Annotated in this window: 19 protein-coding genes; 9 read left to right on the top strand and 10 right to left on the bottom strand. The window is 61.5% G+C overall.

Translation table 11 applies throughout. The annotated features are described in order from the left end of the window. Positions 1–2: 2 nt before the first annotated feature. Positions 3–827: a helix-turn-helix transcriptional regulator gene (locus ABIB36_RS05910; RefSeq protein ID WP_256895507.1), complete on the bottom strand. Its 825-nt coding sequence runs from the start codon at positions 825–827 to the stop codon at positions 3–5. A 51-nt stretch (positions 828–878) separates the two neighbouring features. Between ABIB36_RS05910 and ABIB36_RS05905 the strand changes: the two genes are divergently transcribed. Beyond that, positions 879–1262: a VOC family protein gene (locus tag ABIB36_RS05905; RefSeq protein ID WP_354560301.1), complete on the top strand. Its 384-nt coding sequence runs from the start codon at positions 879–881 to the stop codon at positions 1260–1262. Here ABIB36_RS05905 and ggh read toward each other — a convergent pair. After that, a complete protein-coding gene (gene ggh / locus ABIB36_RS05900; RefSeq protein WP_084345846.1) occupies positions 1259–2596 on the bottom strand; it encodes a glucosylglycerate hydrolase in 1338 nt (445 codons plus the stop codon). The two genes, ABIB36_RS05905 and ggh, sit on opposite strands and share 4 nt — an antisense overlap. Positions 2597–2707: 111 nt before the next feature. Here ggh and ABIB36_RS05895 point away from each other — a divergent pair, with 111 nt between their 5' ends. Beyond that, positions 2708–3232 (top strand): DinB family protein, encoded by a 525-nt coding sequence (locus ABIB36_RS05895; RefSeq protein WP_084345962.1) that lies wholly within the window; start codon positions 2708–2710, stop codon positions 3230–3232. Positions 3233–3258: 26 nt separating this feature from the next. Next, on the top strand, positions 3259–3945 hold the full coding sequence (locus ABIB36_RS05890) for an SDR family oxidoreductase (RefSeq protein WP_354560304.1): 687 nt from the start codon (positions 3259–3261) through the stop codon (positions 3943–3945). A gap of 81 nt (positions 3946–4026) precedes the next feature. Here ABIB36_RS05890 and ABIB36_RS05885 read toward each other — a convergent pair whose 3' ends face one another. Continuing rightward, the gene (locus ABIB36_RS05885; RefSeq protein ID WP_143542062.1) at positions 4027–4680 is read right to left on the bottom strand and encodes a Tat pathway signal protein; all 654 of its coding nucleotides are present in this window, start codon (positions 4678–4680) and stop codon (positions 4027–4029) included. 348 nt (positions 4681–5028) lie between these two features. Here ABIB36_RS05885 and ABIB36_RS05880 point away from each other — a divergent pair, with 348 nt between their 5' ends. After that, positions 5029–5757, top strand: coding sequence for a thioesterase domain-containing protein (locus ABIB36_RS05880; RefSeq protein WP_354560306.1), 729 nt, complete (start codon positions 5029–5031; stop codon positions 5755–5757). A gap of 36 nt (positions 5758–5793) precedes the next feature. Here ABIB36_RS05880 and ABIB36_RS05875 read toward each other — a convergent pair whose 3' ends face one another. Beyond that, entirely contained in the window at positions 5794–7131 is a 1338-nt protein-coding gene (locus ABIB36_RS05875) for a lipase family protein (protein WP_354560308.1), read from the bottom strand. Beyond that, complete coding sequence (locus ABIB36_RS05870) at positions 7128–8336, bottom strand: hypothetical protein (RefSeq protein ID WP_354560603.1); 1209 nt, start codon at positions 8334–8336, stop codon at positions 7128–7130. Before ABIB36_RS05870 ends, ABIB36_RS05875 begins: the two co-directional genes overlap by 4 nt. A 250-nt stretch (positions 8337–8586) precedes the next feature. Here ABIB36_RS05870 and ABIB36_RS05865 point away from each other — a divergent pair, with 250 nt between their 5' ends. After that, positions 8587–9555 carry a patatin-like phospholipase family protein gene (locus ABIB36_RS05865; RefSeq protein WP_354560310.1) on the top strand — a complete coding sequence of 323 codons (969 nt, stop codon included), beginning with the start codon at positions 8587–8589 and terminating at the stop codon, positions 9553–9555. Positions 9556–9587: 32 nt separating this feature from the next. Here the strand turns inward: ABIB36_RS05865 and ABIB36_RS05860 are convergent, their stop codons facing one another. The 3 genes from ABIB36_RS05860 to ABIB36_RS05850 all read right to left on the bottom strand — a co-directional run bounded on the left by ABIB36_RS05860 (position 9588) and on the right by ABIB36_RS05850 (position 12785). Beyond that, positions 9588–11162 carry an AMP-binding protein gene (locus ABIB36_RS05860; RefSeq protein ID WP_354560312.1) on the bottom strand — a complete coding sequence of 525 codons (1575 nt, stop codon included), beginning with the start codon at positions 11160–11162 and terminating at the stop codon, positions 9588–9590. Between the two features lie 230 nt (positions 11163–11392). Continuing rightward, positions 11393–11803, bottom strand: coding sequence for an Rv1352/Rv1906c domain-containing protein (locus ABIB36_RS05855; RefSeq protein ID WP_084345853.1), 411 nt, complete (start codon positions 11801–11803; stop codon positions 11393–11395). A gap of 82 nt (positions 11804–11885) precedes the next feature. Next, positions 11886–12785: a ribonuclease H family protein gene (locus ABIB36_RS05850; protein ID WP_354560313.1), complete on the bottom strand. Its 900-nt coding sequence runs from the start codon at positions 12783–12785 to the stop codon at positions 11886–11888. A gap of 146 nt (positions 12786–12931) precedes the next feature. On the opposite strand from ABIB36_RS05850, the gene ABIB36_RS05845 reads away from it, so the two are divergent. The 4 genes from ABIB36_RS05845 (at position 12932) to ABIB36_RS05830 (ending at position 19542) form a co-directional block, all read left to right on the top strand. Then, positions 12932–15022 carry a helix-turn-helix transcriptional regulator gene (locus ABIB36_RS05845; RefSeq protein ID WP_354560315.1) on the top strand — a complete coding sequence of 697 codons (2091 nt, stop codon included), beginning with the start codon at positions 12932–12934 and terminating at the stop codon, positions 15020–15022. Next, complete coding sequence (locus ABIB36_RS05840; RefSeq protein ID WP_354560317.1) at positions 15012–16631, top strand: type I restriction-modification system subunit M; 1620 nt, start codon at positions 15012–15014, stop codon at positions 16629–16631. Before ABIB36_RS05845 ends, ABIB36_RS05840 begins: the two co-directional genes overlap by 11 nt. Continuing rightward, positions 16628–17824 carry a restriction endonuclease subunit S gene (locus ABIB36_RS05835; protein ID WP_354560319.1) on the top strand — a complete coding sequence of 399 codons (1197 nt, stop codon included), beginning with the start codon at positions 16628–16630 and terminating at the stop codon, positions 17822–17824. The genes ABIB36_RS05840 and ABIB36_RS05835 overlap by 4 nt, the downstream gene beginning before the upstream one ends. Before the next feature lie 1352 nt (positions 17825–19176). After that, positions 19177–19542: a hypothetical protein gene (locus ABIB36_RS05830; protein ID WP_354560321.1), complete on the top strand. Its 366-nt coding sequence runs from the start codon at positions 19177–19179 to the stop codon at positions 19540–19542. A gap of 1084 nt (positions 19543–20626) precedes the next feature. Here ABIB36_RS05830 and ABIB36_RS05825 read toward each other — a convergent pair. Continuing rightward, the gene (locus ABIB36_RS05825) at positions 20627–21205 is read right to left on the bottom strand and encodes a DUF4352 domain-containing protein (protein WP_256895874.1); all 579 of its coding nucleotides are present in this window, start codon (positions 21203–21205) and stop codon (positions 20627–20629) included. A 51-nt stretch (positions 21206–21256) separates the two neighbouring features. Continuing rightward, a complete protein-coding gene (locus ABIB36_RS05820; protein ID WP_354560322.1) occupies positions 21257–21754 on the bottom strand; it encodes a hypothetical protein in 498 nt (165 codons plus the stop codon). Positions 21755–21772 lie beyond the last annotated feature (18 nt).

The following is a 21772-nucleotide window of genomic DNA, read 5'->3' as shown; positions in this document are numbered from 1 at the left end:
GGTCAGCGGAGGTAGGCGCTCGGCGGTACCCCGATCAGCTCGGTGAACTCACGAGTGAAATGCGCCTGGTCGAACCAGCCGTACCGAGCCGCCAAATCGGCCAACGAACCGGTGAACCCGCCGTCCAGGTCACTGACGGCGTCATGGATGCGGTACCGCCCGAGGACCCACTTCGGGGTCACCCCGACGTAGCGTTCGAACAATCGCTGCAGACGTCGGGCACCGATACCGCACCGTTGCTCGATGTCGCCCACACGCACCAGTGATCGGTCGTGGAGCATCACCGAAACGATGTCCAGAACTTCCAGGTAGTCGGAGTCGGCCGGCCGTTCGTAGGGCGCCAGAACTGTATCGACGACGGTTCGGCAGTGGTCCAGATCGTGGCGCGGTCCCAGCTCGGCGAGTGCGGTGACCGTCTCCTGCCGAAACGCGGTCGGTGAGGCGACCGGCACGTCGCGCAGTGTTCGAGCGTGGGTGTCGGTCAGGCTCGCGTATCCACCGGGCCGAAACTTGATGCCGAAGACCCAACCCCGTTCCGCGAGTGTGACATCGAAGCGCTTGGTGAGTACTCCAGTCACGACCACGGGATCGGTGACACCGGCGCGTCGATGACCGTGCTCGATGCTCAACGTGCAGGCCGGGTGTGGCAGCGTCGAGCTGCTGTATATCCTGCCGGACGGCAATTCCCACCGCAGCAGCCAGTAGTTCTCGACCCACGGGTCCAGTGATGGTGCGCAGGGCACACGCGTGAGATCGACGTGCTGCGCCAACTCTTCGGGTCGCAGCACACCCGCATGTGTTGCTGTCGCGTTTTTCCTATCCACCACAAGTCGAGTCTAGGAGTCTGGACCTACACACCGTTGGCAGGAGAAAAGCAGATGACGGACACACCTATCGCAACACTGAAGATGGTCACCCTGGACTGCCCCGACCCGCCGACCAGCGCGAGGTTCTGGTCGGAACTGCTCGGATGGAGCGTCGTCCATTCCGAGAAGGACTACGCGATGCTCGAAGGCCCGAGCAGTGCGCTCGGGTTCGGCCGCGTCGAAGACTACGTTGCGCCGACGTGGCCCAATGCGCACGGCAGCAAGCAATATCACTTCGATCTCGCGGTGACGGACCTCGACGACGCTGCGAAGAAAGCCGTCGAACTCGGCGCGAAACTCCCCGAGGACCAACCGGGCGAAACGTGGCGGGTGCTGCTGGACCCGGCCGGTCATCCCTTCTGTCTGACGAAGGCCGAGAACTGGGGCAGTAGCTAGCCGAGCCAGTCCAGTACCGCTGCCGCCGTCCACGACTGCTGCATGCTGCCGAGCGGTTCACCGGTGAAGGGCTCGTAGTACTCCGCGAAACTCCCGTCGCTGGCCTGCCGCAGTCCTTCCTCGCGCAGTGTCAACGACCGCTCCGCCCACCCGCGCCTCGAGAACGCCCACGAGAACAACCACGTCATGACCGGCCACACCGGACCTCGCCAATACTCCCGTGCGCGAAAGTCTTTCGAGACCGGCGACGTCGAAGGCGGAACAGCGAACAGCAGATCCGGATGTCCGCAGAATCGGGTGCCTTCGAACATGCGCAGTAGCGTGCGTTCCTGTTCGCGTGGCAACCCGCCGCACAGCAGGGGAGCGAACATCGCGATCGTGTCGGTGGAGATCCAGCGCCCCGCCCGGACGTCGTAGTCGCGGGCCGCCCCGGAACGGGGATCGGTCGTCGCGACCACTCCCTTGCGGAACTTATCGGCCCACTCGCGCAGGTCTCGGACGTCGGAGTTCGGTTTGGAGTGTTCCTCACCGATGGTCGCAAGCACATCGCACGCCATCGAGAAGATGGCGCTGACGAAAACGTCCTCCACGGCGAAGCTCATCTTTTCCGCCAGAGCCGCGTCGTCGTAGCCGACTTGTTTCATCTCTTCGACCAACCAGATGTAGCGGTCGTATTCACTGTTGCTCGGGCGCATCGACAGGTCGGTGATCACCGCGTGGTCCTCGCGGATGTAAGCGGGCATCTGCCCGGCGACGACATTGGCATAGGAGCCATCCCAGCGCGGGGAGTTGTCCATGCCCGACTCCCAACCGTGGAACAGCGTGATGCGGCCGCTGCCCTGGATGTCGCGTGCGGTGGCGAGCCACCGATGCCATCGGACGAGGTTCTCCCACCGACGGTCGAGGAACTCCTCGGCGACGGCCCGAGTGGTCCGGCCGTGTCGCCTCGAGTGATCGAGGATGCGCTGCACCGCAATGGCGTGCACCGGCGGCTGCGTGATTCCCGACGTCTGCGGCCCGACGGGCGCGTGCACGGCCAGCTCCCGTGTTTCCCATCGCGCGGGTCCGGGGAAGTAGCCGTCGACGCCGTTGGCGAAGACGATGTGCGGGATCATGCCGTTCTTCCACTGCGCCGACAGCAGAGTGTCCAGCTCCACCACGGCTCGTTCGACGCTGAGCGGTGCGAGTCCGACCGCCACGAAGGCCGCGTCCCAGCTCCACATATGCGGATACAACCGCGGTGCGGCGCTAGTCATGGTGCCCAAGTCGTTGCCGCGCAGAAGATAGGCAGCTCGAGCGGCCAGTTGTGTCGAAGTGAATCCACGGTCGCCCATGGTCCTAGTTTGCGTCTGTTTCTTCTTTCGCGCGCATCGGACACGCTCGAGGACCGAACATGTCCGCAATTGGTCGTACCGTTGCCTTCACCAGCAACGAAGGGAATATTCATGACACTCACCGGTGAGAAGGCCGACATTGCAAGAATGCTCGCCGACCAGCGCAAGAACTTCCTCTACACGGTTCGGGGGATCACCGACGAGCAGGCCAGGCAACGAACAACCGTCAGCGACCTCACCCTCGGAGGACTGCTCAACCACGTCGTCAACAACGAGCGTTACTGGATGGAAATCCTCGATGCCATGGATGAGAGCGCCGAGTTCGATACGTCACGGATGGGGACCGAATACGTGATGAGTCCAGGCCAGAGCGTCGCCGGGCTCGTCGAGGAGTACGCCCTGACCGCCGCCGCGACCGAAGCTGCCATCGCCGATCTCGACCTCGACGCCCAGGTGCCGCTACCGACTGCGCCGTGGGCCCCCGAGCGTCAATGGCAATCAGCGCGCTACACCCTGCTGCACATCCTGCGCGAAGTTGCCCAGCACGCCGGCCACGCCGACATCATCAGGGAATCCCTCGACGGCAGCAGCACGACGATGTCGATGGGGGCCGAAGCAGGCATGACGTTCGGCTAGGTGAGCGCAATGACTAGTTTGGACTCATGACTGCAGCAGCATTGACTCGTACAGCTTTGGTGACGGGTGCGAGCCGAGGCCTCGGTGCGGCGATTGCGCGGCAACTCGCACCCGATCATCATGTGTACCTCGGCGGACGGTCTACCGAATCACTCGCCTCGATCGCCAACGAACTCGGCACCGGCACACCCTGGCCGGTGGATCTCACCGATCACGACGCCGTCGCCGCTGCAGTCGAGCCGGTCGAGTCGCTCGAGGTTCTGGTCCACAACGCCGGCATCGCGGCACTCGGCACGATCGAGGAGTCCTCGATCGACGACTGGCGTCGCCAGTACGAGAGCAATGTCCTGTCGGTGGTTGCCCTGACTCAGCTCTTGCTGCCTGCACTGCGGCGCGCGGGCGGACATGTGGTCCTGATCAATTCGGGTGCCGGCATCCGGGCCAATCCTGGGTGGGGCGGGTACGCGGCGTCGAAATTCGCGTTGCGGGCCTTCGCCGATGCGCTGCGTCTAGAGGAGCCGACCCTGCGTGTGACGTCGGTGCACCCCGGGAGGATCGACACCGATATGCAGCGAGCAATCGTCGACCACGAGGGCGGGGAATACGACGGGTCGAAGTTTCTGCAGGCCGGGTCGGTCGCGCTCGCCGTTCGGAACGCTGTCGATACCCCCACCGATACCCATCCGACCGAGATCGTGCTCAGGACGAGATAACCCACCGGCCGGTGGAGACCGAAGCCGAGTACGGCACGCAGTTCGTTGCCGTACTCGACTTCGTTGTCTCACCGAGTTCGGTCAGGCCAGAACTGCACCCAACGACGGGAACCAGATGTTCGACGTCTGGTAATGCCAATCACCCTTGCCGTCGAGTGCGGCCGGATCCCACCAGCGGTGCAGGATGCTGCCGTAGATGCCGGCAACTACCATCCCACCCTTGGCCTCCGGGATGGGCTTGGTGGAAATGACTGTCGGACCGGCGATATCGCGGACATCGAGGACATTCGTGCCGCTCTTGCCCGTCGCCGCGTTGACCCACAGGACGTTCAATTTCGCCGCGCCTTGATTCGGTGCGATTTCTCCTGGGCCACCGAAGAATCCGAAACGGAACTCACTGTTCAGGTTGGTCGCGATGCCGGAACCGTGAACTTGGCCGGTGACCGGGTTGCCCGCGCCCGTATCCGAATAGGCCGGGATGGGGAAAATCTGGGCCGGAACCCGTGGGCCTTCGGCGACATCGGTGCGCGGAACTGCCGCGTTCGGATCCGCCAATACCCGCTCGAGCGCCGCCTGCGCGTCAGGATTTCCTTCCGCAACCGAGAGAAGTTGTTCCGCTGCCGTCACCGGATTCACCGGCGCGGCTACGGGTTCCGCAGTTGCACTGCCTGCAAAAACAAGAGCACTGGCTGCTGCAATCGCAATCGCAGAACCCAGCTTCCGACTCGTACGCATGAATGCCCCCTTGTGCATGGTGTGTTTACCTTCCGCGGAGACGGTAACGAATCGGGCGGGCCGCCGCATCTCCTACTCGAGAATCAGATCCGACCCGCGAATCATGAATTACCACTATGTAATTCGATGGCGTAACGTCGGCGAACCCGGGCGGCCTGAGCAGGGATTTCGCCCGAAAAGATCTTCGGATCCGGCTTTTATACACCCCGATCATGGAATAATCGACGAGATGCAGGTAACACCTGCGCCTCCTCCGGCGACATACTCGTCGATCGGCGCATACGAACTTCACAGGTTGTTCGCACACGCGGCCGAATGACCGAAGACTTTTGATCCCGGAGGCTCAGCATGACCGTCGTCAACGATCTCTCGCACCCCTCCATCACGGGTATCGTCGACCGGTCGCCCACCGCATACTCGAGGCCGACGATTCTGCCGATCCGCGCCACCGGCACTCGAGCACCCGTCTTCTGCATCCATCCGATCGACGGCCTCGCCTCCTGCTACGCCTCATTGGCAGCCCACGTGGATGAGGAGCACCCCATCTATGGTGTCCAGGCGCCCACGCCCGGGGAGGATTCGAAGTCCCTGACCGCTCTCGCGGCCTACTACGCCGACGAGATTCTCGCCGGCGACACTGTCGGACCGATCCACACCGCCGGACCGATCCACCTCCTCGGACTCTCCTTCGGCGGCATCCTCGCCCACGCAGTAGCCATCGACATGCAGGCACGCGGCGTCGCAGTGGACAGCCTCACGCTGCTCGGTAGCGATCCGCTGCGCTCCCGCACCGATGGCACACCCGCTGAGCTTGCGCACGCACTGTTGGCCGGCATGAGCGACGACATCGATCGAAGCCACGCCGAGGAACTTCTCGCCGTCGCCACCCACAACCAAGCCCTGGCGAACCGACACTTCCCCGGCGTCTACGTCGGCGACGCCCTGGTCGTGTCCTCGGATGGATCCGACGCCGGGCCGGCGTGGCACACCTTTGTCAGTGGGACGGTCGTCAAGTATCTGGTGCCCGACGCCTCGGAGTTCGGCCTCGTCGGACCGCTGGTGAACAGCTTCATCTGAGCCTGTGGGATCGAAGTGCCGGCACCGCGGTTCAGGTCACTGCAGCGTGGAGTCGAGCCAGTCGATGGTCTGCATACCGAACAGATCGGTGCCCCACCCGTACGGGTCGGTGAGGGTCTTGGTCACAGAGCAGTCGCTGGGCGCATAAGTCACATCGGTGCCCCCGGCCCGGTATCTCTCGACGAGGTCTCGCGAGTCCTGCGCAGGCACCAGTGACATCGGCGAGTCATCGGCGCCGCACGAGGTGACGAGGACTTTGGCCTGCGGCGCCCGTTTGCCGAGCTTGTTGTCCTCGAAAGCCGGCTGGAAATCAGGGATGTCGGCGGGGCTCTGACCGTCCGTGAACAGCGTCTGCAGCGGCACGAACGGCATGGTGAAGTAGGCGGGCATCTGGCACTGAGTGCGGTAGAAGGCCGCGATCTCCTTGCCGACCGGAGTGAGCTTCTCGTCGATCTTCATCTCCGGGTACCAGGGCTCGAGGCCCAGGAGGTTCGCGAACGCGAAGCCGGAGCCGACCGAACCGTCTGCGGTGCGCATGAAGTTCTTCTGGTCGATGACCATGCCCTCGAGCACGGCGGACTTGACGTTGAGCTCGGGCGCGTACTCCTGCTGGATCTCCGCTGCCACCGCGGCGCCGACGCCGCCTCCCGCGGTGCCGAAAATGCCGATCGGCGCCTCCTTGCTCAGACCCGCCTCCTGCACCTGCAGCGCGGCGCGAAGCCCGTCGAGATTGGACTGTCCGCCGAACTTGCCTGCAAACACGCCGTGCGGGTCCGGGTCGCCGGCATTGCCGACGTCGCTGATCATGACTGCGTAGCCCTTGTCGAACATCAATGCCAGTGGCCCCAGAGCAGACCACGATGCGCCATCGAGGGGATCCGCCCCGGTCCACTGGTTGCTCGGGTGGCAGTAGGCCCCGAGGCTGTCATTGGCCTCCTGGTAACCGATGATGGGTCGGTTCGCGTTGTCTCGGCCGTCGACCGGGATCATCAGGATGCCGGTGCTGATCGCCGGCATGTCGTCGACGCCCCGGGTCACATACATGACCTTGTAGGCGTCGAGGTTGCCCGGCTCGAAACCGGCGAACATCACCTGCACGGGTTGCGATTTGATCAGCGTTCCGGGTGCCTCGCCGCCGTTCAGCTCGGGGTCGTCGTAGAAGGGGTCGTTGGGCGCCAGCGCTTCAGCAATCTCGTCGACCGTGGCGAACTGGCCGTCTTCGAAGGTGCTCTGCATGTATCCGGTGAAAATTTCGTCGAGTCCGGGGGTGTCCACCGGTTCTGCCTGTGCCACCTGCTGCGAACCGAAGAGTACGGCGATGGAAGCAGCCGTAGCAGTGACTGTGGCTGTGAAAACTGTGGCTGCGCGTTTCATGCGAACGTCACCGTGGTTCCCTCTAGTGCGGATTGGAGCATCTGCGGAATGTTCCGCAGCGGGCGTGCGCCTTCGAGCTTCTGATCGTATGGCTCGCGCAGCTCCGACTCGAGCTGTGGCCACTTGTTCTCCACCATCGCCTTGTACTTGGGTAGAAGCTCGGTGGAGATGTAGTCCCACCGCTGATCGAATACCGACCAGTTCCAGCTGGGGAGCGGCGTGGTCAGGGTAGCGACGCGTCCGTCGGCCAGCGTGGTGCTGATGGTGACCGGCTTGTACGAGCGCGGCGCGACTACCCCGGCCACCGACGGCGAGGCGGCGATGGTGGACGCGTAGGTGATGGCCTCGCCGACGTCGCCCTTGTAGTTGCGGACGTCGTCCCATTGCGACCTGATCACCACGCCTTGCTCGCGCTGCAGCAGCACGCGGTTGCCTGCGGCGATGCGGTCAGTCTCGCCCGAGGCGACATCGATCCAGGCGTTCATGACGGTGGCGTCGAACAACCCGGCGCGGTGCATCTGTTCCAGCGCGGGGAGACCTTCGGTCACATACGCCTGATGCATGGGCATCAGGTCGGAGAAGATGTTCTTCTGCATCACCAAGATCTCGCCGAGGATCTGCTGCAGGTCCTGCGGTGTGATGGTGGCACCCGACCGGGCGAGCGCCTGCAGCCCCTCGGGCAGCAGAGCCACCGCGTCGGGGCCGAGCACCTCGAGGGTCTGCTCGACGATGGCGTTGGCTGTCTGCGCCATCCCGGGGAAATCGTAGATCCCCGACATCAGCTCGAAGTCGATAAGGCCGCCACCGAAATCCGCGCCCACGAGTCCGCCCATACCAGCCCACTGCAACTCGCGGTGGTTCAACTGCAGACCCACGTAGTAGCTGTAGGAGTCGACCAGGTTCTGCCGGTTGGCCTCGACGCCAGCACGCGGATCCCAGGTCAAAAGGTCGATGCCGGCAGCCTCGGTGACGTCGACCAGGCGGTACTGCAACAGCAGCGCCGCGTAACGGGGCGGATCGACGCCCTCGCGATCCGCTTTTTCCAACAGATTCTCGAGCTGCGCCTTGTCATAGGGCAACGCCGGATTCACACCGCCCGGGCCATGTGCCGCATCGCGGTTGACGAGCGGCAGATCCAGAAATGGCTCGAGTTCCGCGGAGATGGCAGGGTTCGCATTCGCGAAGCCGACGCCCAGCGGCATCATGAGTACGACGGCCGTGGCCGTGGCGATCGCTCGGCCCCATCTCGAACGTGCGGCGCGGACGGGGGTACGAGTCGACAACTTTCACTCCTGCAACGGGACGATCCGGGGGTCCAGTGGTTGCAGGCGATTCTGCAACCATCCGGCGAGCAACGGAACACTTTACACAGACAGCGCGCAGGTACCTGGGGTTCGTGATCTGCAGGTGCAGATACACCGTTCACCACTGTTCTTCGCGCGTACGGTTGGTGTGGTGACGACAGCGTTCCGCCAGGCAGATCTGGTCTGTGAGGGCGGCGGGGTCAAAGGCATCGGCCTCGTCGGAGCTGTTCATGCGCTCGCCGAGGCGGACTATGGGTTTCCCCGCGTAGCCGGGTCCAGCGCCGGCGCCGTCGTCGCGGCCTTGGTGGCTGCGCTGCAGCACGCCGAGGAGCCCTTGACGCGATTGCCGGAGATTGCGCAGCGCGTCGACTACCGCAGACTGACCGACCCGTCACTGCTCGGGCGTGTGCCGCTGATCGGCGGAGTCCTCTCGTTGCTCACCTCGAGCGGTCTCTATCAGGGTGCCTACCTCGAAGACCTCCTCACCGACACTCTCGCCGAATTCGGGGTCCACACTTTCGGTGATCTGCGCACAGGCGAGGAACCACTGAGCTACGCATATTCGCTGGTGGTGACCGCCAGCGACCTCTCCCGGAAGCGTCTGGTCCGGATCCCGTGGGACCTACCGCTGTACGACATCGACCCCGACACCTTCCCGGTCGCAAAGGCGGTGCGAGCCTCGGCGGCAATCCCGTTCCTGTTCCGACCCGTCCAAGTGTCGGGCGCAACCTGGGTCGACGGCGGACTGCTCTCCGACTTTCCCGTCGGATTGTTCGACCGGACCGACACCGCAGAGCCACGCTGGCCGACATTCGGGGTGCGGCTCACCGCACGACCGGGAACACCCCCGGCGACCCATCACATACGCGGGCCGCTCGCCCTCGGTATAGCCGCGATCGACACCCTGTTCACCAACCAGGACGCCGCCTACGTCGATTCCCCCTGCACGGTGCGGCGCACGGTGTTCGTCCCCACCGAGTCGATCAGCGCCGTCGATTTCGACATCACCGACGCCCAAAGACGCACCCTGTTCGACAACGGCGTCCGCGCTGCGGAGAAATTCCTGAGCACCTGGGACTTCGACGACTACCTCACCGCCTGCCGCACACCGCCCGTCTGAAATCCGGGACTGCACGATGGGAAAATTCACTCCTACACAGCGCGGTCGCTGGTCACCCAGTACCGCGCGCGCAGCGCCTTCTTGTAGAGTTTACCGAGCGGTGTCAGCGGCAGACTGTCCACGAAATCAATGCTCTTGGGTGCGTGCACCGACCCCTTGGCTGCTTTCACCCGCGCGACCAACTCTTCCGCGGCGACAGTCAGCCCGCCGCGCAGAACCACGCACGCCTTGACCGCTTCACCCCACTTGTCGTCCGGTACACCCACAACCGCCACGGAGGCGACGGACGGGTGCGCGGAGATCACGTCCTCGATCTCGCGCGGGAACACGTTGAAGCCGCCGGTCACGATCATGTCCTTCTTGCGATCGACGATGGACAGAAAGCCGTCGACGTCCTTGCGCGCGATGTCGCCGGTGTGCAGCCAGCCGCCCCGGAAGGCTTCTGCGGTCTCGGCCGGTTTCTTCCAGTACCCCTTCATGACCAACGGACCTCGGACGCAGATCTCGCCCAGTTCGCCCTGCGGCACTTCGTTCAGGTCGTCGTCGAGCAGTCGAACGTCGAGCCACGGCACTGGACGGCCACACGTGGCAAGTCGGGCGGGGTCGTCGGCGAGGTGCTCTTCCTTACGAAGCACTGAGATGGTCATGCCGCACTCGGTCTGACCGTAGAACTGGAAGAAGATCTGACCGAACTTCTCGATGCCTTCCTGCAAACGTGCCGGCGACATCGCGGATGCCCCGTAGAAAAGCGTCTGCAAACTGGAGACGTCCCGCTTCTCGAGGTCCGGATGATCCATGAGCATGTAGATCATGGTGGGCACCAACATGGTTGCGGTGATCTTGTACTTTTCGATCGCCTCGAGAACTGCTCTGGGTTCGAAGGCAGGCAGTACGATCAGCGCGCCACCGCGCAGCAGCGTCGGCGTGAAGAACGCGGCACCGGCATGCGATAGCGGCGTGCAGATGAGGAAACGGTTCTCCTCGGGCCATTGCCATTCCGACATCTGGATCTGGTTGAGCGCCGCGCCCGAACGGAACGATCCGACAACACCTTTGGGCTTTCCTGTGGTGCCACCGGTGTACACCATGCTGCTGGCGTCCTCGGCATCGACGTGCGCGGCTGTGAGAGCTGCAGGCTCGAATGTGGCCGCGAGAGCCAGAATGTCGATGCCCACCTCGGAGGGCCCCATCGACAGGATCGTGGTCAACGAAGGCGACGACGCCTTCAACTCTGCGGCGCGGTCCTCGAAAGCGTCGGGGTCGAAGATGAGGGTGTCGATCTCGGCGTCGTCGACGATGTACTTGTGGTCGTCGAATGAACCCATCGGATTGAGGGCGCTGGCGCGACAACCGGTGATCATGGTTGCGCCCATGCTGACGAGCACTTCGGGACGATTCTTGGACAGCATCGCCGTGCTGGTGCCCTGGGTGATTCCGAGCGACGCGAGTGCTTGGGCGAAGCAGCTGATCTGATCGCGCATCTGTCCGCCGGTGAGAACAACGTCGCCGATGTACAGCGCCGGCTTGTCGTGATTCCGTTCGAGGGCGGTGATGAGCAGGTCCGGAGCGTAAATCGGCCGGTGGAGGTCAGCGAACTCGTCTGGCATCTGGTCTTCCTTCTGCTCGCGCTGCCCGGTTCCGAGACGAATACCACAACCCGAACAGTGAGACGGGCAGGTACCCACGGTCCGGTGACGACTTCGAGGGTAAGCGAAGTCACACCTGGTTCGAGGCTCGGGTCCAGGTAACAGCAGCGGTACCGAAAGCTGGCAGACAGTCGCTCGATATCGCCGGACGGAACGCCCCGAACCAGGGGCGTCCCGTCAAGCAGTAACTACTAGAAGCCGGCCGAACCTGTCCACGGCAGCGGCACCGGCGCGGGAGCCGGAGCCGGAGCAGGCTTCGGAGCGGGAGCAGGCACAGCCTTCAGCGTCCACGTTCCGCAGTCCTCGGAGTTGAATGCGACGTCGCTCGCTTTGATCGTCACCACTGCCTGCCCGGAATCAGGGCTGATGAAGTCGTTGGCGATGATCGAGTCGAAGTCGCCTTCGAAACTCGAGGCCCTCTCCCAGTAGCAGCCGTACTCGTCGCTGGCCCCGTCGGAGACGTACGTTCCGGGCACGATATCGGTTCCGACGGCCCAGGTGCCGTTGCCGAAGGAGGTTGCGGGATCTGCTGATGCAACGCCCGTACCGATGAATGCGGTACCGGCGAGGAATGCCGCAGCAATCAGGGACTTCTTGAACATGGAGAGCCTTTCGAGGTGATGTGAAGCGGAACCGATCGAGGCAGATCGGATCCGGTGGAACCAGAAATCTCGGACGAGATTTCTAGGCAGCCTGGGCAGCAAGACTCATCTGCTCCAGGATGTTTCGGTTGATCTCTTTCCTGATGCTCGGGTCGACGCGTGCCTCCTCATGGCGACGGGCGGCGACGGCGAGCCGGTCGGCGATCTCGTTCAGTTCATGACCGGAATGGCCGCGAACCCAGCTGTATCGAATTTCTCGATGCGCGGCCCTCTTACGAATGACGTCGACGATGGCGATGGTGTTGCCTGAATGTTTGTCCAGCAACCTCGGTCGCGTCATCGCCAGGCAGGAGAGCGCCACCTTGCTGTCGGTCAGGATGTGTAAGCGGCGGTCAGGAAAAGCCCTGAACGCGAGCGCAATAGCGAGGAGTTCACCGACAAGCACGGTGTCGGTCTGCGGATAGGACTTGCTCGAGTAACCGCCCTCTCCGCTCACACACGCCACTCCCACACCGCGCCTGCCGCTTCCCTTGGAGGCGTCGGTTGCCACGACCAGTTCGGGTAGGGCGGCGCGGCAGTCCAGTTCGGCCCGCCACGCTCGTTGATGGGCGAACCGGTTGTACTCGTCGAGTGCGGCTACTGCCTTTCCGATGAGGTCCAGAAGCGAACCTCGTGCCACGTCGACGACGGTAAGGCCGGGAAACGACGCGGCAACGGCTTGGATCTCGTGCCGAAAGGTACGGTCGGAGATGTACAAGACTGCCGACGGATGGGCCAACGTCACGAAGTGCTCGAGTGCTTCGAGCGCTGCCGAATACATGAACGGGGCGGCGTCCCCCGTGAAAACCTCTGAGTGCGAGTCGCTTCCATCGAGCGACCAAACGAGTGCGACTTCGACACTGCCTTGATCTCCGAAACCAATCTGGCGCATGTGCAGTGCGGCGAGCATCGAGTCCTCCTCGGTCGGCTGTGGGGTGAACACAGCTTGACGGCAGGAGGTCAAACGTGGAACTGACCTCTTGATAACTAGGGTTATCAAGAGCTTGCACTGAAGAGCGCGCGCCGTAAGGTAACTTCGGGAACGGTCCGAGCGGTCCGAAGAGAACCCTACCCAGGAGGTACGACAGCGTGAAGCATCGTGCCACCACCCTCCTGACGATGTCGGAGATCGCCGCGTTGGCGCAGGTCCAGCGGCCGGTAGTGACGATGTGGGCCAACCGCTACCGGGGAACCGATCGCCCGTTCCCGTCGCCCACCGAGGTACGGGGCAAACAACGACGGTATGACGGTGACGAGATTGTCCACTGGATCCAAGCTCGGGAGCTAGGCAACAACGACGCTCTCGAAGAGAACCTTTACCTGTACGCAGCGCTCGATACCGGCATCGATCTCAGCGAAGACACCGTGCTCGAAGGGATCAGTGCTCTTTTTTGCCTCAAATGGCTTCTGGGAGATCAATTGAGCGAACTCTCCCCGGCTGATCTTCTCGACGAAGCGGACGACGCCGATCCCGACGACGCATTTCTCTACGCAGAACTTGCGGCACTAGGGGACCGCCTCGGGATGTTCGCGGAATACGTCGATCGGATGGTCGATTCTGCATACGGCCCGAAGCAGGCATTCGAAGCGCTACTGGCCCAACGGTTTCGATTGCTCCGCACGGACTTGTCGGACAGCGCCATGAGCCCCAAGGCTCTGGATTTGTGTGCCGCGATCACACTTGCCATCACCGACCACGACCGTCATGTCTTCGTCGATCCGTCGGAGGGCAGCAGTGACCTGCTCGTTGCTCTCCGCAACAGTCTTCCCGAATACGCCGAGCCTCTGTCCATGCGCAACGAGGCATCCTCGTCTGCTGCGCGGCTGGCACGCCGGCGACTCACTGTGCACGGGTGGGCGCGACAGAGCCCGCCGGTATCGGGGTTCGGAAACGGTTTCGCACTCTCGGGTCCGTCTGCGTTCGTCGTCCAGTATCCGTCGCCGTCGTCCCTCGCCTATACCGACTCTCAGATCTTGTCCGAGATCGACGACATTGCCGTGCAAATGGCCGAGGATCATGTTGCCGTCGTAATGGCGCCCGCATCGGCGTTGCTCGATGCCCAACGCGACCCCTCGGCTGCTCGGCTACGGACGGACATTCTCCGATCCGACCGTGTGCGTGCAGCGGTGCGCCTACCGGAGGGTTTGCTCCCCGCCAAGCCTGGAACATCGCTCGCATTGTGGGTACTGGGTCCGGCATCCGAGGCAGTCAAGCCGGCCGATCGGTGGTCAGTTGTGATCGACGTCGGTTCTCGGGAACTCGATACAACAACTACCGAAGGCCTTGTCTCCGATGTCATTGCAGCAATGGGTGATTGGGACACCATCAAGGCCCACGCCTTTCAGTTCGGTGTATTGACCAGGACATCGGTTCTTTTGGCGGAAGACAAGCGTGGACTCACACCGGCCCGGATCAGACATCCGCGAGCGAGACGCGTGGGTGCCGATTTGGCAGCCAAAGTACTCGCCCATTCCGACGAGATCAGACGAACTCAGCTCGAGCTGCGGCGAGAATTTCGCATACCCGTCGAGTATCGGGACAGCGACCGGTCGTTGATGCCCACCATTGGACAACTCCTCGACTCGCGAGAGCTCCGGCAGCTGAGCGGAAACAGAATCGATTCCGAGGACCTGCTCGTCGGGGGCGCTGTCCGAGTTATCGGGGCAGACGAGGTGACCGGCATCCGACCTGTCGGAGGCCGAGGTATCGACCGCTTGGTGTTCACCACCGCTTACCCGAACGGTCGGTACACCGAGCCTGGTGACATCGTCTTCTGCTCGGGTTCACGTTTCGGAGCGATTGTCGATCATGACGGTTCCGCGGTCGTCGTCTATCCGGCCAGGGTCATCCGAGTTGCCGACCCAGCCACCTCAGGGCTGATTCCCGACGTCATCGCCGGTCACCTCAACGCATCTCGCCTCGATACCCGCCCGCCGGGGGCCATAAGATCCAGTGCGACGTGGAAGCGGTGGGAAGTGCCGAGGGTTCCTACGGATCGCGCGGCGGCGACGATCGACGCCGTTCGAACGCTGCGCGACCGACGCTCGGCGGCCCTGCAATTACTGACCGAAATCGAACAATTAACAAGCACTCTCGTCGACGGGCTTGCACACGGAGTGCTCGCCGTCGGTGCCGATATACAGCTTCCACACGAAAGGGCTCCACAGAATGCCTCCTAGGAAACGGGCGGCGGCAGTCAACACGCCGTCGACGATGAAGGAACTCAAGGACACGCTCTGGAAGGCCGCGGACAAACTCCGCGGTTCGATGGATGCATCGCAGTACAAGGACGTCATCCTCGGCCTGGTGTTCCTCAAGTACGTCTCCGACGCCTTCGACGAGCGTCGTGAGCAGATCCGTGCGGAACTCCTCGCCGACGGTATGACCGAGGATCAGATCGGTGATCTGATCGACGATGAGGACGAATACCTGGGCAACAGTGTGTTCTGGGTGCCCGAGACCGCTCGGTGGAAATACCTCGCGGAGAACGCAAAAGGCATCCAAGAGTCCGTCGGTGTGACCGGCAAGTCCACAGGTGAGCTGATCAATGCCGCGATGGTGTCGATCATGGCGTCCAACTCGACCTTGACCGGCACCCTGCCCGTTGTGTTCAACAACGACAGCATCGATCAGCGACGTCTCGGCGAGCTGATCGACCTCCTCACCGATACTCGTTTCACCGGTCATGGTTCTACGAAGGCACGCGACCTCCTCGGTGAGGTGTACGAGTACTTCTTGGAGAAATTCGCTCGCGCAGAGGGTAAGCGAGGCGGCGAGTTCTACACGCCCTCGAGCGTCGTTCGCGTTTTGGTCGAGGTTCTCGAGCCGTACAGCGGTCGCGTGTACGACCCGTGCTGTGGGTCGGGTGGCATGTTCGTTCAGACCGAGAAGTTCATCGAGAATCACGGCGGCAATACCGCTGATGCTGCGGTGTACGGCCAGGAAGCCAATCAGCGGACGTGGCAGATGGCGAAGATGAACCTTGCCATCCACGGCATTACCGGCAACCTCGGCGACCGCTGGGAAGACACCTTCGCTCACGACAAGCATCCAGACTTGAAGGCGGACTTCGTGCTTGCGAATCCACCGTTCAACATCAAGGACTGGTCACGGCGCGAGGACGACAAGCGTTGGAAGTTCGGTGTGCCACCTGCCGGCAACGCGAACTACGCGTGGATCCAGCACATCATCTCGAAGCTGGCCGAGCGTGGGAGCGCAGGTGTGGTCATGGCGAACGGTTCGATGTCGTCGAACTCCGGTGGTGAAGGCGACATCCGCGCGCAAATGGTCGAAGCTGATCTGGTGTCGTGCATGATCGCACTGCCGACCCAGCTGTTCCGAAGCACGGGAATCCCGGTGTGTGTCTGGTTCTTTGCGAAGGACAAGACAGCGGGGCCCAAGGGATCCATTGATCGGCAGGGTCAGGTTCTGTTCATCGACGCCCGGAACATGGGCTACATGGTCGACAGGGCTGAGCGGGCGTTGAGTGATGAAGACATCGCGAAGATTGGTATGACTTTTCACTCGTGGAGGGGTACTGATTCGTCGGACGGTATCGAGTACGCGGATGAGGCTGGCTTCAGTCGCTCGTCGACTATCGAGGATGTTAAAGCTACGGGGTACGCCTTGGCTCCAGGACGTTACGTCGAGGCCTCAGACATCGAGGATGACGGTGAGCCGATACTTGAGAAGATCGAACGCTTGACCGAGGATCTGCTACTGCGGTTCGACGAGTCAAACACACTTCAGGCTAACCTTCGTGAGCAGTTGGAAAAGGTCATACGATGAGCATCCTAGTCACCCGACCCTTCACCGAATTATTGTCCAAAATAGTGGACAACCGAGGCCGATCGTGTCCAACCTCGGATTCCGGATTCCCTTTAATAGCCACCAATTGCATTAAGCCAAACTCAATCTATCCAGTGTTTGAGAATGTTCGCTATATCGACGAAACTACCCGTCGAGATTGGTTCAGAGGGCACCCATTGCCTAACGATCTATTATTTGTATGCAAGGGGAGTCCGGGACGAGTTGCCATTGTGCCAGATCCGGTTCCATTCTGCATTGCTCAAGACATGGTCGCGATTCGTGCAAATCAAGATATTATCGACTACAAATATCTGTTTTACTTGCTGCGAGCACGGTCTACCCAGAAAAAGATTGAAAATATGCATGTCGGTACACTTATCCCGCACTTCAAGAAGGGCGATTTCGGAAAGCTTTCCCTCACATTTCATCAATCAATCCCTGAGCAACGTTCGATTGCTGGCGTACTTGAGGCAATCGACTTAAAAATCGAGTCGAACCGGGCGCTTGTCACAGATGTCGAGGCGCTCATGCAGTCCATCTTTCTGTCCAGCACGGAAGGCATGACTCCCATACCGTTGTCGCAAACAGCGGAGTTCTGGAATGGTGGAGCATTCACAAAGAATGCCAGCGGGAGTGGGCGAGTGGTAGTTCGAATAGCGGAATTAAATTCAGGAATTACCGGTTCCACCGTATTTAGCGATTCCGATGTGCCATCTAAGAATATGGCTACCTCAGGAGACATACTCTTCGCATGGTCGGGTTCTTTAACTCTGCATCGATGGTTCCGTGAAGACGCAATAGTGAATCAGCATATTTTCAAGGTAATACCAAAAGACCCCTTCCCACCTTGGCTAGTATTTCAACTAATAAAAAAGAAGCTTCGAGAATTTAAGGGTATTGCAGCAGACAAGGCCACTACAATGGGTCACATCCAGCGAAAACATCTCGACGACCCAGTTCTGGTCCCCGATCAAGGGACGGTAGACGAGTTGAATCCGGTCATGTCTTCCCTCTGGGAGAGATGCCTGATCGCAGAGGTGGAATCCGAGCGACTGATGGGTCTTCGCGAAACACTTAGCCCACAATTACTTGCCGGGATTGTGCGCGTGCGTGATGCCGAAGAGTGGATCACGAATCCGCGAGCGCCGACCAGTAAGCAAGGCGCATCGTGACCACCAGTTCAGGGCTCGAAGCCCGCACCCATACCTGATCTCAGATAAAGCATCTAAAACGAGCTGACATCAAGTCTCAAGCGGTACTCCGCAACGGATACCTACATAGGATCACAAGCAGAACAGCATGTTCCGCTGTGGGCAGTTTCGTCGATCGTCATGGACGCCCGATAAGTGCTTGGCTAACTCGCACAGATCGTCCTCAGGGGCGTGCCCGTATTGGCAACCATGTTGCGAGGCCTCTCGAGCAGTGTGGACGAGCTGCTCGGGAAGGAAAGCGACACCAGCGCCGAGTTCGTAGTCAGCACGCGCAGAACCTCAGCACAATGGCTGAAGCCGGTACCGGTACCGGAATGCTCAGCCTCGACAACCCCGACTGGACCGCACGCAATTGCCTTGTGGCATAAGAATGTGCTGGCATCGACTGGGAGCAAGTCACGCACTGGAACGTCTGCCCGTTCCCCACAGCCAATACCAAGAACGGGGCGTCTCTCGCTGCGGAGCGTGTGCGCGGAGCACAGCGGACCCGAATGCTGCTTGCGTTATGTCCGGAGATCGAGATCGTGCTTCCACTGGGCGAAGCTGCCAGTGACGGATGGAAACGAACTGCGGTCAACCGAACGACTTTGCAGGACGGCTAATTCCGTACTGCGGAAACCGAGGGTTGAATTCGATCAAAGGGAACAGAGACCTTTTCGGCGGAGCCATCCGTGACCTCAAAGTCATGCTGGGCTAGCTTCAGACCAACCCAGAGGACACCCATGAATGTGCACGCCACGGTATTCGTCGACCTACGAGCCTGTTTGTTCCACGCCACGGCGAATTGTTCGGAGGGTGCACAAGCAGCTCACTGGTGCTCCGCGTCCAGTGCCTATCGCAGTCGACTGTTGCCATGCGGCGTCTGTGCGAAACCGCTGATGAGTTCGCTTCGTGAACAGCTTGGAAGCATCCCGAGCGGCGCTCGACGAAGCCTGAGGCTTCCTGCTGTCCAAAAACTTCCAGGCCGGACTGATGAGGACGACATCGACACGAACGTGCCTGAAATCTTGCGGTACGGCGAACCGGACGCTCCCAACAACCTACTCTTCCAAACGCGTTCGGCACTGGGATGGGCACGGCATCCTTCGGTCGTGACCCGGACGAGTTTCTGGGCGGACCGACCGATGACGACAACGACTGGCGCGGAGGCAACGCGATGTATGAGTAAACCGTCGTCTCAGCGGAACTCCGCATCAGTTGCATGCGAAGGGTCGCGAAACCACAGCGGTGCTGGACCGGCCCGCCGCGGTTTGCCGTGCAGAATCGTCCGGGAAAAGCCACGTCGTCATCGACATGGACATGGAGAACAAGCAGTGGGTGAAAGAAGCACTATCCACGCGTTCAATGACGGTGCCGACGGAGATGTTGCGCGACGTGACGACGAGACGTATCCGGTGATCGTAGTGTCGGTCTCCTTGCGCTACCAATACGACCGGAACCAGCTTGGACGCGCCGGGCAGAAGATGCTCGAACCAGGCGAAAGACGAGAACCGATGCGGTCCGCAGCGGATGAGGCCGCGGAGTTGATCCATTGGTTCTACACAGCATCGCAGATCGCTGACAAGGCTTCCGACCAAGCGCGACTGGACCGGAACAGACAGCGCGGAGCAACTGGTAGCGCCAAGGTCGTGGGCAGCCGACGGTGGATGGCCGACGCCACAGACACTTGGCGCGTGTAGCTCGAAGTGAACGAGCGCGCCGAAGATTAAACGGTCGCTTCATCGAACTGCAGGTAGATCCCCTTAGTTCGGGTTTTTCGTCGAGTTGGAATTCGACGTCAGGCAGGAAGGGGTCGATCCTGTAGCTTCCGCAGTGAAGGTGTAACTTGCCAGGTGATTCCGCAGTGAGCCTCAGGTGTGGCCTGAACAGCGAGTTCTCGAAGTTGTAGCACCTGCAAGCCAGCCAAATGTACAAAACAAATTTCTGAAGTTCCTTAGGATCCCGACCGAATGCCGAAGACGGCCCGATCTGCTCTACTGGGGGGCTGATCGGCTCCTGAAGTGCTGGTGCTTTCCGATCGACTCGATCAACCGCTGCCTGGTTGCGTTCAAGTTCGCCAACCGTCGACTGATAGGCGCCTGGGGTTGCTTGTTGATCTCTGCAATGTGCTTCTCGACTCGAGCAAGGTCGGCCCTCAGTTTGCGGACCTTCTGTCCCGACGTCGATGATGGCGCAGGTACGGGTTTCTGAACTCGCGCGCCTGTGGAACCCTTGGACGTCGCTTCTTCGCGGCAACCTGTTTGCGCGATGGCGCGGCCGCCTTCCTCACCTTGTTCAGTCCACGTTGAGCACTGGCCGCCCTACTGCGAATGTCTGCCTCTGCGACAGAATCTGCTGCCAGTGACCCACCAAGGGGTCTCAGTCCATGCAATGCGAGATGTCTTGTCGCCTCGAGAATGATCTTTTCGAGGTTCTTGCACCGCTTGCATCGACGCGGGGTCGAGGCATCGACCTTGCTCGTAGACCCACACCACTGACATGCCTGCGTTCTGGGTTTCGTCGTCACTTTCGGTAGTGCGAACTCCGGATTCGAACCCTTCACATCACGCCCACCCCACGGGGGCGCGTACGCGCCCGGTGGATTTCCAGTGTGCAGTCGAACTCGGCTTCGCGCCATCGCCTACCTCAGCTCCAATCCATGACGACCGGCCCCAACCGGTGTCTTTGCGTGAACGTTCACGAGTGCCGAACCCAGCTTGGAGCTAGGCCCGACACTCGTGGTTGACAATCCGAATCCGATCTTCGAGAGACCGCGTCATCGGATCATCTCAGCGCGACGCGAGTCCCGCCAGAGAACATCGAATCGTGCAGCTCGATCTCCGCCGGAACCGCGCCCACCGGCATGTCGAACACGACCTTCATGGTGACGCTGTTGCCCGGGTTGATCTCGTCCCAGATCGCGACATCACTGTCGAGGCCGATCGCAGCAGAAGTATCCGCACTGAACTTCCGTCCCTCGGCGTCGTACAACTCCTGCGAATCGGGGCTGAGCCCCTTCGGCTCGGCCGATGTGTTGTGGACAGAAACGGTGACAATGGTGAACTGGCCCTGAGCTTTCTCCACCAGGTACGGGTTGTCGCCAACTTCGCTGAGCCCGGTCTCCACGTCGGTGACAGTGAACTCGAACTTGCCATCACGCACCGGGGCACCGAGACCCGGCAGGGCGGCCGGCGGGGTGCCTGCACTGTCAGAGGCGTCCTCGACGACGACGGCTTGGGCAGGTGCTTCGGTCTTCGGTTCGGGATCCGAGAGGTTGGCAAGGACTCCGAAGGCGACCAGAACCGCGGGGATACCGACCCAGGGCCACTTCTTCGACTTCTTCTCCGTTGGTGCTACTGGCATGTTGGTCATGATGCTTCTCTCTTTCATGGGATAGATGTGGTGTCAGCCGAGCTAAAAGGCAAGGCCTGCTTCGGCTTCGGCTTCGGTATAGGTGAGCTCGCCGCGGTGGCTGACTTCGACCTTGTAGAACTGACTTCCGCGGGGAACGGACGGCACGGTGAAGGCCAACGAACACCCGCTGGCACCGCCGGAGCTCGTGCCGATGGCGCCCTTGGCGAGCAAAGTGCCGGCCTCGTCCATCACCGTCACCGCAACGCCCGGACCGATGTCCTTGTAGCCGCCCTTGCCTGCACACTCGTAGCCGTCGGGCAGCCCGGAGGTCGTGATGTTGTCCTCGAGGGTGATGGCGCCCTGGATTTCGAAGGTGTCCGGCGCCCGATCAGCTGTGAATGCAACGACGGCCACACCGATGATCGAAGCGATGATCGCGACCGCACCTGCGCCGACGACAGCTGCCAGAATTATCGGGCGACGTGACCTCGAGTTGGTGGCCGGCAGTGGTTCCGGTTGCGGTTCCGGTTGCGGCTCTTGTAAATCCGGGACTGTCATCCAGTGCTCCTTGATAGC

Source organism: Rhodococcus sp. UYP9 (assembly GCF_040547235.1).
Taxonomy (GTDB): Bacteria; Actinomycetota; Actinomycetes; order Mycobacteriales; family Mycobacteriaceae; genus Rhodococcoides.
This window is presented reverse-complemented; position numbering and strand designations above follow the sequence as displayed.

Excerpts from the sequence above, each read along its gene's own strand:
- ABIB36_RS05905 (WP_354560301.1), top strand. The coding sequence starts at position 879 with ATGACGGACACACCTATCGCAACACTGAAGATGGTCACCCTGGACTGC.
- ggh (WP_084345846.1), bottom strand. The coding sequence starts at position 2,596 with ATGGGCGACCGTGGATTCACTTCGACACAACTGGCCGCTCGAGCTGCC.
- ABIB36_RS05895 (WP_084345962.1), top strand. The coding sequence starts at position 2,708 with ATGACACTCACCGGTGAGAAGGCCGACATTGCAAGAATGCTCGCCGAC.
- ABIB36_RS05890 (WP_354560304.1), top strand. The coding sequence starts at position 3,259 with ATGACTGCAGCAGCATTGACTCGTACAGCTTTGGTGACGGGTGCGAGC.
- ABIB36_RS05885 (WP_143542062.1), bottom strand. The coding sequence starts at position 4,680 with ATGCGTACGAGTCGGAAGCTGGGTTCTGCGATTGCGATTGCAGCAGCC.
- ABIB36_RS05880 (WP_354560306.1), top strand. The coding sequence starts at position 5,029 with ATGACCGTCGTCAACGATCTCTCGCACCCCTCCATCACGGGTATCGTC.
- ABIB36_RS05875 (WP_354560308.1), bottom strand. The coding sequence starts at position 7,131 with ATGAAACGCGCAGCCACAGTTTTCACAGCCACAGTCACTGCTACGGCT.
- ABIB36_RS05870 (WP_354560603.1), bottom strand. The coding sequence starts at position 8,336 with ATGATGCCGCTGGGCGTCGGCTTCGCGAATGCGAACCCTGCCATCTCC.
- ABIB36_RS05860 (WP_354560312.1), bottom strand. The coding sequence starts at position 11,162 with ATGCCAGACGAGTTCGCTGACCTCCACCGGCCGATTTACGCTCCGGAC.
- ABIB36_RS05855 (WP_084345853.1), bottom strand. The coding sequence starts at position 11,803 with ATGTTCAAGAAGTCCCTGATTGCTGCGGCATTCCTCGCCGGTACCGCA.
- ABIB36_RS05840 (WP_354560317.1), top strand. The coding sequence starts at position 15,012 with ATGCCTCCTAGGAAACGGGCGGCGGCAGTCAACACGCCGTCGACGATG.
- ABIB36_RS05835 (WP_354560319.1), top strand. The coding sequence starts at position 16,628 with ATGAGCATCCTAGTCACCCGACCCTTCACCGAATTATTGTCCAAAATA.
- ABIB36_RS05825 (WP_256895874.1), bottom strand. The coding sequence starts at position 21,205 with ATGCCAGTAGCACCAACGGAGAAGAAGTCGAAGAAGTGGCCCTGGGTC.
- ABIB36_RS05820 (WP_354560322.1), bottom strand. The coding sequence starts at position 21,754 with ATGACAGTCCCGGATTTACAAGAGCCGCAACCGGAACCGCAACCGGAA.